Source organism: Actinoallomurus spadix, from assembly GCF_024055725.1.
GTDB classification, from domain to species: Bacteria; Actinomycetota; Actinomycetes; order Streptosporangiales; family Streptosporangiaceae; genus Actinoallomurus; species Actinoallomurus spadix.
The window spans coordinates 70,811-80,466 of record NZ_JAMXMX010000031.1 but is presented as its reverse complement, the minus strand read 5'-3'; the positions used below and the strand labels follow the sequence as shown (position 1 = coordinate 80,466).

Annotated in this window: 9 protein-coding genes; 5 read left to right on the top strand and 4 right to left on the bottom strand. The window is 73.9% G+C overall.

All coding sequences use genetic code 11. The features are described 5' to 3' along the window. Positions 1 to 1,832: AAA family ATPase (locus tag NE235_RS37890; protein ID WP_308206186.1), on the bottom strand; the 1,832-nt coding region annotated here is incomplete at its 3' end. A gap of 100 nt (positions 1,833 to 1,932) precedes the next feature. On the opposite strand from NE235_RS37890, the gene NE235_RS32570 reads away from it, so the two are divergent. Then, positions 1,933 to 3,006 carry an alkene reductase gene (locus tag NE235_RS32570; protein ID WP_252809852.1) on the top strand — a complete coding sequence of 358 codons (1,074 nt, stop codon included), beginning with the start codon at positions 1,933 to 1,935 and terminating at the stop codon, positions 3,004 to 3,006. A 114-nt stretch (positions 3,007 to 3,120) separates the two neighbouring features. Beyond that, positions 3,121 to 3,855, top strand: coding sequence for a hypothetical protein (locus NE235_RS32565; protein WP_252809850.1), 735 nt, complete (start codon positions 3,121 to 3,123; stop codon positions 3,853 to 3,855). Positions 3,856 to 3,958: 103 nt separating this feature from the next. Here the strand turns inward: NE235_RS32565 and NE235_RS32560 are convergent, their stop codons facing one another. Then, positions 3,959 to 4,603: a TetR/AcrR family transcriptional regulator gene (locus NE235_RS32560; protein WP_252809848.1), complete on the bottom strand. Its 645-nt coding sequence runs from the start codon at positions 4,601 to 4,603 to the stop codon at positions 3,959 to 3,961. A gap of 191 nt (positions 4,604 to 4,794) precedes the next feature. On the opposite strand from NE235_RS32560, the gene NE235_RS32555 reads away from it, so the two are divergent. Further along, on the top strand, positions 4,795 to 6,321 hold the full coding sequence (locus NE235_RS32555) for an MFS transporter (protein ID WP_252809846.1): 1,527 nt from the start codon (positions 4,795 to 4,797) through the stop codon (positions 6,319 to 6,321). Further along, positions 6,318 to 7,319: an ADP-ribosylglycohydrolase family protein gene (locus NE235_RS32550; RefSeq protein ID WP_252809841.1), complete on the top strand. Its 1,002-nt coding sequence runs from the start codon at positions 6,318 to 6,320 to the stop codon at positions 7,317 to 7,319. The genes NE235_RS32555 and NE235_RS32550 overlap by 4 nt, the downstream gene beginning before the upstream one ends. Here NE235_RS32550 and NE235_RS32545 read toward each other — a convergent pair. Together NE235_RS32545 and NE235_RS32540 are read right to left on the bottom strand one after the other, a co-directional pair. Then, the gene (locus NE235_RS32545) at positions 7,316 to 7,516 is read right to left on the bottom strand and encodes a hypothetical protein (protein ID WP_252809839.1); all 201 of its coding nucleotides are present in this window, start codon (positions 7,514 to 7,516) and stop codon (positions 7,316 to 7,318) included. The two genes, NE235_RS32550 and NE235_RS32545, sit on opposite strands and share 4 nt — an antisense overlap. A gap of 155 nt (positions 7,517 to 7,671) precedes the next feature. Further along, positions 7,672 to 8,526, bottom strand: coding sequence for a helix-turn-helix domain-containing protein (locus NE235_RS32540; RefSeq protein WP_252809838.1), 855 nt, complete (start codon positions 8,524 to 8,526; stop codon positions 7,672 to 7,674). 296 nt (positions 8,527 to 8,822) lie between these two features. Here NE235_RS32540 and NE235_RS32535 point away from each other — a divergent pair, with 296 nt between their 5' ends. Continuing rightward, the gene (locus NE235_RS32535; protein ID WP_252809836.1) at positions 8,823 to 9,629 is read left to right on the top strand and encodes an SAM-dependent methyltransferase; all 807 of its coding nucleotides are present in this window, start codon (positions 8,823 to 8,825) and stop codon (positions 9,627 to 9,629) included. Positions 9,630 to 9,656: the final 27 nt, after the last annotated feature.

Genomic DNA, 9,656 nt, shown 5'->3' with positions numbered 1-9,656 from the left:
GCGTGGACCTGCGCGTGGGCCAGCCGCTGCAGCGCGCCCGCCAGCTCGCCGATCCGGCCCCGCTCCCGGCAGCGGGCGACCTCGGCGGTGGCCAGGCGGATCGCCGCCTCGTCGTCGCCGAGGATCAGCGCGGCGTTGATCGCCTCGACCAGGGCGCCGGGCTCCTCGGCCGTCGCGCCGGGCGGGCCCGTACGGCGGAGGTCGCCCGGCACACCGGGCGCGCCGTCGAGGACCTCCCGCAGCAGGGGAACGCCGCGCGCGAAGTCATCGTCGACGAGACGGGCCATGCCCTCGATCAGCGGATCGCGGCGGCCGGCGGCGGCGGACCGTCCGGCGGCGGCGCGGACCGTCTCCGCGTCGCCGGACAGCCAGGCGTACGAGGCTCCCATGCGGAGCATCGCGGCCGCCGGGCGGTCGCCGGCGTCCTGCGCGACGAGGATGCGGGCCGCCTGCCGGGGGTCGCCGCGTTCGAACTCGACGGCGGCACGGATTCGCGCCAGCCGGGTGCGGGCTGCCGGATCCGCGGTGAGCCCTTCGGCCCGCACGGCGAGCTCGCCGGCGCGGTCGGCGCCGCCCGCGAGCAGGGCCGCCCCGGCCGCCTCGGTGAGGCGCCGGGCCTGGCCGCCGGTGTCGGGCGTCAGCTGGGCGGCCTGCTGGAACAGGGCCGCGGCGGCGGCTCCGGCCGCGCGGTCGCGGGCGCGCACGGCGGCCGCCTCGAGGGCGGTGGCGACGTCCTCGTCGGGCGCGGTCGCCGCCGCGCCGCGGTGGCGCGCCCGGCAGTCCGGGTCGGCCGCCGCGTCGGCGAGGGCCCGGTGCACGGTGACGCGGCGGGCGAGCGAGGTGCCCTGGTAGGCGGCGGCGCGGATCAGGGGGTGCCGGAAGGAGACGGCCGTGCCGGTCACCTCGACCAGCCGCGCCTGCTCGGCGGGTTCGAGGTCGTCGAGGGACACGCCCAGGGCCGCCGCCGCGCCGAGCATCGTCGGCAGGTGGCCGCGCGCCTCGGCCGCGGCGATGAGCATCATCAGCCGGGTCCGCTCGGGCAGCCGGGCGATCTGCGCGCGGAACGCCGCGAGCACCCGGTCGGCCACCGGCAGCGGCCCGTGCCCGCCGTCGTGCCGCCGCCCGGCGGCGTCCAGTTCCAGAAGCGCGAGCGGATTGCCGTCGGCCTCGATCAGGACACGGGCCCGGCGGTCGGGCGGGAGCCGCCGGCCGGCGAGCACGCGGGCCGCGTCGGCGCGGTCGAGCCGGGACAGCTCGATCTCGGGCAGGCCGTGCCCGGCGAGACCGTCGTCGCGGGCGGCGAACACCATGACGACGCCCTCCGCCGACAGCCGGCGCGCCGCGAACAGCAGGGCGTCCACGCTCGCGGCGTCGAGCCACTGCACGTCGTCGAGCAGGCACAGCACGGGCCCCTCGTCGGCGAGGTCGGCCAGCAGCGTCAGCAGGGCCAGCCCGGTCAGGAAGCGGTCTCCCCGGCCGGAGCCGCCAGGACCACCGGGCCCTCCGGAGTCCGCGTAGCCGCCGGAACCGAACACCGTGCGCAGCGCGGCCGCCTGCGGAACCGGCAGGTCCGCGAGCCGGTCCTGCACCGGCCACAGGAGCTGAAGGAGCCCGGCGTACACCAGGTCCCGCTCGGTCTCGATCCCGGTGGCGCGCAGGACCCGTGCCCCGGGCGCCGCGCCGGACGCGTGGGCGGCGGCGTGGTCGAGCAGCGCGGACTTGCCGATTCCGGCCTCTCCACGCAGCACGAGGGAGGCGCTCCGGCGGCCGGTGCGCGCGTCGTCTATCAGTCCTGTCAGCCGCTCACGTTCGGCGTCCCGCCCGTACAACACGCCACAAACCTACGTGGCCGAGTACCGAAACATTACTGATTCGGCCCCCGGTCACCGACTCGTAGCGTTCCCACCAGCGAAGACATGAAGGAGAACACCGATGAGGGAACTGTTCGAGCCGGTGACGCTCGGCGCGCTGGAGCTGCCCAACCGCCTCGTGATGGCGCCGATGACGCGCAGCCGCGCGCACGGGGGTCTCGTCACCGAGCTGACCGCGGAGTACTACGCGCAGCGGGCCGGCGCCGGGCTGATCGTCACGGAGGGCGCGCAGCCGAGCGTGATCGGCCAGGGGTACGTCGACACGCCGGGCCTGCACTCCGCCGAGCAGGTGGCGGCCTGGCGGAAGGTGACCGACGCCGTCCACGAGAAGGGCGGCCGCATCGTCGTGCAGCTCATGCACTCCGGCCGGGTCGGCCACCCGGTCCTGTACCCCGACGGCGCGCTCCCCCTCGCGCCCTCGGCGATCGCCTCCGGGCAGAGCCTCTTCACGCCCGACGGGATGCTCGACCACCCGACGCCGCGGGAGATGACGGTCGAGGACGTCGCCCGGACCATCGAGGATTACGCGGCCGCCGCGCGGAACGCGATGGAGGCCGGCTTCGACGGCGTGGAACTGCACGGCGCCAACGGGTACCTGATCCACCAGTTCCTCGCCGACGGCAGCAACCGGCGGACCGACGCGTACGGCGGCGCGGTCACGGGCCGGATCCGGTTCGCGGTGGAGGTCACCGAGGCCGTCGCGGACGCGATCGGGCCCGACCGGGTCGGCATCCGGATCTCCCCCGGCGCGGCGTTGAACGGCATCACCGAGTCCGACACCGGGGAGCTCTACCCGGCGCTGGCCCGCGCGCTCGCGCCGCTGGGCCTCGCGTACCTGCACGTGATGGAGGCCGGCGACCGCGAGATGACGCGGGCGGTCCGGGCGGCGTGGCCGGGCGCGCTCATCCTCAACCCGCATCCCGGGACGGAAATGCTCCCGGCATCGCCCGAGGCCGGCGTCGACGCGCTGCGCGAGGGCGTGGCCGACGCGATCGCGCACGCCCGCCTCTGGCTCGCCAACCCCGACCTGCCGGTGCGGATCGCGGCGGGCGGCCCGTACAACGAGGCGGACCCGGCGACCTTCTACGGCGGCGACCACCGCGGCTACACCGACTATTCGCCGCTCGGCGCCTGACCGCCGGCGGTCCGTGCGCACGGACCTGAGGCACGCCCTACCTCATGCGGTCCCGGACCTCGCGCAGTACAGTGCGCCGGGGGATGTTCACCTCAGGGGCGGAGGATCGGCGCGGTGACCACCGAGCTCCCGGACGCGTCCGCGCCGGCGCCGTACGTCGTGCGGTTCCGGCGTCTCCCGCCGGTCCTCATGGTGGTGACCGGGGCGCTCCTCTGCGGCAAGGCGATCCGCTGGATCGCCGACGCCCTCCACGGCGGGCATCCGGACCGCGTCCCCCCGCCCCTCGCGCTGGCGGTCGCGTCGGTCCTGCTGACCGCGGCCGGCGCGGTGCGGCTGGCACGGGCGCGGCGTTTCAACGGGGTCGCCTTCGCCGTCGACGCGTACGGGATCACCCTGGCCGCGTCGCGGGACGGCGCCCGGCGGTTCGTCTGGGACGAGGTGAGCGCGCTGGTGTTGTTCTCGCGGCGCACGGAGTTCGTGCAGGGCACGGTCCGGTGCGTCGGGCTCCGGCTGCATCCCACCGCCCCGGGCTCGCCCGAGCGGCACCTCGCCGAGCTGGACGAGGCGGTCTCTCGTCACGACCTCCCGCTGGACGCGTGGGACCGGCTCCGCCGGCTCGACCGGCGGCCGTCGGGTGAGGAGCTGGTGCTCGCCGTCAGCGTCCACGCCGAGGCCCGCGGCTGGCGGTACCACCCCGCCCGCCTGGCCCGGGCGATGCGCGCGCACGCTCCCGGCGTCCCCGTCGCCCGCGAGCCCTCCGAGCGCTACTACGACCTGGTCGGCTGGCGGGCCGACCAGGAGGAGCTGCGCCGGATCCTCGAGGACGCCGAGCTCCGCCCCTGGTGCTGACCCGCGCGCGCCCGGTGAGGGGACCGGACCGCGCCCTGCCTCCACGCCGCGGCGCCGCCGAGAACGGCGAACCGGGTGCCGGACGCGCCATGAGGACCTCCGATCAGTCGGTGCGGGCACCTGCCATGCGCAGCGCGAGCTCCACGTAGCGGGCCTGCAGCTCGGCGGCGCCGAGCGGGTGACGGTCGTGGAACCACTCGCTGATGTGGACGCACATGTCGAGGATCGGGACCGCGGTGAGGACGGCGGCGTCCCGGCCGTCACCCCCGGCGTCACCGCCGGCGTCACCGGCCAGCCGGAACGCCCCCTTCTCATGCCCGGCGAGCAGGACGTCGGCCACGCGGTCGCGCAGGCGCCGGCGGATGGTCACGATCTCGTCGTGCCACGCGCCGCCGAGCAGGCGGTACTCCCGGTTGGCGACCCGCGCCGTCTCCCGGTGGTCCGCGTGCCGCCGGACGTACACCCCGACGATCGCCCGCAGCTCTTCGACCGGGTCGCCCGCGACGGCCTCCAGCGCCGCGGTCACCTCGTCCTCCAGCCGCAGGTGGATGTCGCGGACGAGGACGTACAGCAGTTCGTCCTTGGACCCGAAGTGGTTGTAGAGCGCGCCGGGCGTCAGGTCGCACGCCTCGGTGATCTGCCGGACCGGGGTCGCCAGCGCGCCCTGGCGGTAGAACAGCTCGACCGCGGCCCCGGCGAGCCGGCGCTGGACGCGCGACCCCCCGAGCGGCAGATCCGTTTCGGTCACCGGCCTCGCTCCTCCCCGTGACGGCTCCTCTTGACGGCCGCCCGACCCGAGCGTACTAATTGATCTCAATCATGTGAATGAACGCTCATTTACCAGGATGGCACAGCTCATCCGGGTCCTCGGGGGGCGGGGTGCCGCGTGCGCTCCGGAGCGTTTCGCCCGTGTCGGCCCCCGCAGGAAACGAGGTGGCGATGGCCCCCACCGATCCCACGACGACCCCGTCCGGCCTCTCACCGGACCGACTGTGGCGGCGCGGCCTCGACCGCTACCCGGACACCGCCGCGCGCTACCGCTACCTGGCCGTGGCGGTGTTCGTCACGATCGTCCTGTACTACGAGCTGTACGTCGCGGGCGGCGTCGCCCCGCTGATGCTCGCGCACTTCAAGATGTCGTTCCTCTACTACGTGAACATCCTGGTGCTGTCGAACCTGGTCGGCGCCTTCGGGTCGCTGGCCGCGGGTGTCGCCGACCGGTGGGGCCGCGCCAACCTCGTGACGTACGGGCTGCTGGCCACCGGGCTCCTCGCGATCCTGACGCCCGCCGCCCCGAACAAGGCGACCTTCGCGGTCTTCGCCATCCTGTCCGGCCTCGTCGAGGGGATGTGCCTGGTGGCCACCCCCGCGCTCGTCCGCGACTTCTCCCCGCAGATCGGCCGCGCCTCGGCCATGGGATTCTGGACGCTGGGCCCGGTGATCGGCAGCCTGGTCGTCAGCTTCGTCGCCAACCGCACCCTGCCGCACTTCGACGAGTCGTGGTCCAGCCAGTACTACATCGTCGGCGTCGTCGGGCTCGGGGCGTTCGCCGTCGCGCTGTTCGGCCTGCGGGAGCTGCGGCCGGGACTGCGCGACCAGGTGATGGTGAGCATGGCCGACCGCGCGCTGGTCGAGGCGCGGGCCGAGACCGCCGAGCGCGAGGCCGACCTGCGCAACCCCTGGCGGCAGATGCTGCGCCCGAGCATCCTCGCCCCGGCGCTCGGGGTCAGCGTGTTCCTGCTCATCTACTACACCGCGGTCGCGTTCTTCACCATCTACCTGACCACGAACTTCGGCCTGACCACCGCGAAGGCCAACGGCGTCAACAGCTGGTACTGGGCGATGAACGCGGTCTCCCTCGTCATCGTCGGCGTCGTGTCGGACCGGCTGCGCGTGCGCAAGCCCTTCATGGTGGGCGGCACGGTCCTCGCGGTGGTGATGACGTACGTGTTCATGACCCGCACGACCCATCCGCACACCAGCGCGTCGACCCTGATCTGGATCATCAGCCTGCTCGCCGTCGGCCTCGGCGTGGCGTACACCCCGTGGATGGCGGCGTTCACCGAGACGGTCGAGCGGCGCAACCCCGCGCTGACCGCCACCGGCCTCGCCGTCTGGGGCTGGATCCTGCGCATCGTCGTCTGCGTCGCCTACTTCGTCCTGCCGTACGTCGTCGGCGCCATGGACACGCTGACCCGGGCGCCCGAGGTGCTCGCCGCGGCCAAGAAGGTGCCGCCCGGCACTCCCCCACCGCCCGCGCTGCTGCACGAGCTCGGCGAGCTGAAGAAGGCGGCGGCCGACGCGCCGCACCAGTGGCAGCACTGGTGGTGGATCTGCATCGCCGCCGAGGTGGCCTTCGTCCTCCTCATGCTGCCGCTGGCGGGCCGGTGGAGCCCCAAGGCGGCCCGCGCCGACGCCGAGGCGCACGAGCGGGAGGTCGCCCGGCTCACCGGCTCCGCCGGATGATCGACGGAACCACCGGGGCCGCCGGCGCGTCCGTACTCATGATGCTCACCAGTGATCAGCGAGACCGGGCGGCCGGCGTGCTCCTCGGCGCGGCCTGCGGAGACGCGCTCGGCGTGCCGTACGAGTTCGCCGAGCCCCTGCCGGAGACCGCCGTGCCGGAGATGGCCGGCGGCGGGCTGGGCCCCTACGCGCCCGGCGAGTACAGCGACGACACCCAGATGCAGGTCTGCGTGGCCGAGGTCGCCGCGTCAGGAGCCGACCTGCGCTCCGAGGAGGCGCTCGACGGCATCGCCGAGCGGTTCCTGCGGTGGTTCCACGAGGGCGCGAGCGACGTGGGGCTGCAAACGTCCGGCGTGCTCGCGGCCACCGCCCGCGCCGGCGGGCTCTCCCGCGCCATGCGGGAGGCCTCGGCGGACCTGCACCGCAAGACGGGACGCACGGCCGGGAACGGCTCGCTCATGCGGACCGGCATCGTGGCCCTGTCCTCCCTGTCCGATCCGCAGGCGATGGCGGAGGCGGCGCGGCTGGTCAGCTCGCTGACCCACTTCGACGACCTGGCGGGCGACGCCTGCGTGCTGTGGTGCTCCGGCGTACGGCGGGCGGTGCTGGACGGGACACTCGACGGCGTCCGGGAGGGCCTGGACCTGCTGCCCGCCGGGCGCCGGGGCCACTGGGCGGCCTGGCTCCGCGACGCGGAGACCGGCCCGCCGTGGCGCTTCAGCCCGAACGGCTTCGTCGTGCCCGCGCTGCAGGCCGCCTGGTCGGCGGTCATCCGCACCACGGACCTCACCGAAGGCCTCGTCACCGCCGTCCGCGTGGGCAACGACACCGACACGGTCGCGGCCATCGCCGGGGCACTGCTGGGCGCGCGGTACGGCGCGTCCGCCGTGCCGGGCGAGTGGCGGGCGAAGGTACACGGCTGGCCCGGTCTGCGCGCCGACGACCTGGTGACCCTGGCCCGCCGAACGGCCGAGCCCGCCGCCGAAGCCGCTTCCTAGCCCGTACGCGCGGCGCCGCTCGGGCGGGCGCGGCGCGGTCCGCCCTGGTGGGACTCGTCGTGCCGGCGCGCGAGGCGCAGGGCGTACTCGCGGGGCGACACCCCGAGCCGCCAGGTGCACACCGCGCAGGACAGGTGGTCGTTGGTGGTCTGGTCGTCGTGGACGATGTCGACGACGCCGATCCGCAGGTTCTCCACGGCCCGCACCGTACACGGAGCGTGATCCGATGCTCCACTTCCGTCATACGGCGTGTTCGGCGGGCCGGCGGCTCAGCGGACGACGACGCGCACCTCGACGCAGTTGCCCTCCGGGGTGCTCTTGGAGCTCTTTCGCCACAGGTCGTCGGTGCGCATCAGAGGCCCTCCAGGATCGTGCCGATGAGATCGATGGACTCGTCGGGGGTGGCACTGACGACGCTGATGCGGTCCATGGCGAGGGTGTAGCGGTCGACGTCCTCGCGTTTGTCGAGGTAGAGGGCGTTGCCGAGCTGCTCGACGTAGACCACGTCGGGCAGCTGCGGGTCGGCGAACCGCAGGATGGTGAAGCCGCCGGGCGCGGCGTGCAGCGCCCCGGCTTCGAAGGGCGTGACCTGGAGCGTGAGCCCTGGCTGCTTGGCCACGCTCATGAGGTACTCCAGCTGCCCGCGCAGCACCTCGGGGCCGCCGACGGGACGGCGCAGCGCCATCTCGTCGATGACCGCCCACAGCCGCAGTGCGCCGTCGCGGAAGCGCCGCTGCCGCGTGGCCCGCAGCGCGACCCGGCGCTCGACCTCCTCGGGCGGGAAGTCGCCCAGGGAGATGACGGCCGCGGCGTAGTCCTCGGTCTGCAGCAGGCCGGGGACGAAGTGCGGCTCATAGGTGCGGATGCGGCCCGCCGCCTGCTCCAGCCCGATGTAGGACTGGAACCAGGACGGCAGGATGTCGCCGTAGCTGTGCCACCAGCCGGGCTGGTTGGCGCGGCGGGCGAGGGTCAGCAGCTGGTCGCGCTCCTCCTCATCGGTGATGCCGTACAGCGACAGGAGGATCGCGACGTCCGCCTCCTTGAAGCCGCTGCGGCCGAGCTCCATCCGGCTGATCTTCGACTCGGATCCGCCGATGGCCCTGGCGGCCTCGACCGAGGCGACTCCGGCCTTGTCGCGAAGCCGGCGCAGCTCGGATCCGAGAAGGATGCGGAGCGCGGTGGGGCCGCTCGCTCCAGCGTTCGCCATGACCTCGACCTCCCTCGCGGCGGACCCCCGAGTCTTCCACGACCGGCCGGAGATCGCCGCGATGCAATCCCATTGCCCGATGGGCTTGCATCCTCAGCGTCGTGGCGCAATGCTATCCCATAGCTGGATGCAATCCCATTGTCAGCCGTGGCCAGGCATGTGATGGTGATGTGGGCGTTCCTGTGGCAGCCCAGCGGTCGTCCGTGTTCGGCGGCGGTTTCCCGGATCAGCCGCCGGGCACGGACGTTCGTGGAAGAATCGGCCGCCTCCGACATACCGGCGATGAGGCTTCCCCCGTGACGGACAACGAGCGGCAGGACGAGTTCCGGCCCGACATTCCCAGCCCGGCGCGTGTGTACAACTACATCCTGGGCGGCAAAGACCACTATCCCGCCGACCGCGTCGTGGCGGAGAACACCATGGCGGCCCTGCCCAGCGCGCGGGCCGCCGCCCTGGAGAACCGCGGATTCCTCCGCCGCGCCGCCCGCCACCTCGCGGCCGAGGCGGGGGTCCGGCAGTTCCTCGACATCGGCACCGGCCTCCCCTCGTACGGGCAGGTCCACGAGGTCGTCAAGGAGATCGCGCCCGAGGCCCGCATCGTCTACGTCGACAACGACCCCGTCGTGCTCGCCCACGGGCGGGACATGCTGCACGGGATCGACGGCACTGCGATCGTGCGCCACGACCTGCGCGAACCCGAGGGCATCCTGGCCGACCCCGCGCTGCGCCGGCTACTGGACTTCGACCGGCCGGTCGCGGTCATGCTGGTTGCGGTGCTGCACTTCATCTCCGACGCCGAGGACCCCTACGACCTGGTCCGCCGGCTCATGAAGCCACTCCCGGCGGGCAGCCACCTGGTGATCTCCCATGCCACCGACGACGGCGACGACGGGGTGGAGACGGCCATCAAGGACAACTACAAGACCTCGAGCACGGCCCACATCCGGACGCGCGCGGAGGTCGAGGCGTTCTTCGCGGATCTGGAGCTCATCGAGCCGGGAGTGGTGTGGACACCGCTGTGGCGCCCCGACGAGGCGTCGAGCCCGCTGCGGGACACCCCTGCCCGGTCCGTCTGCTGGGCGGGCGTCGCGCGCAAACACTGAGATCATCCACCGCGAGGGGCTTTTCTA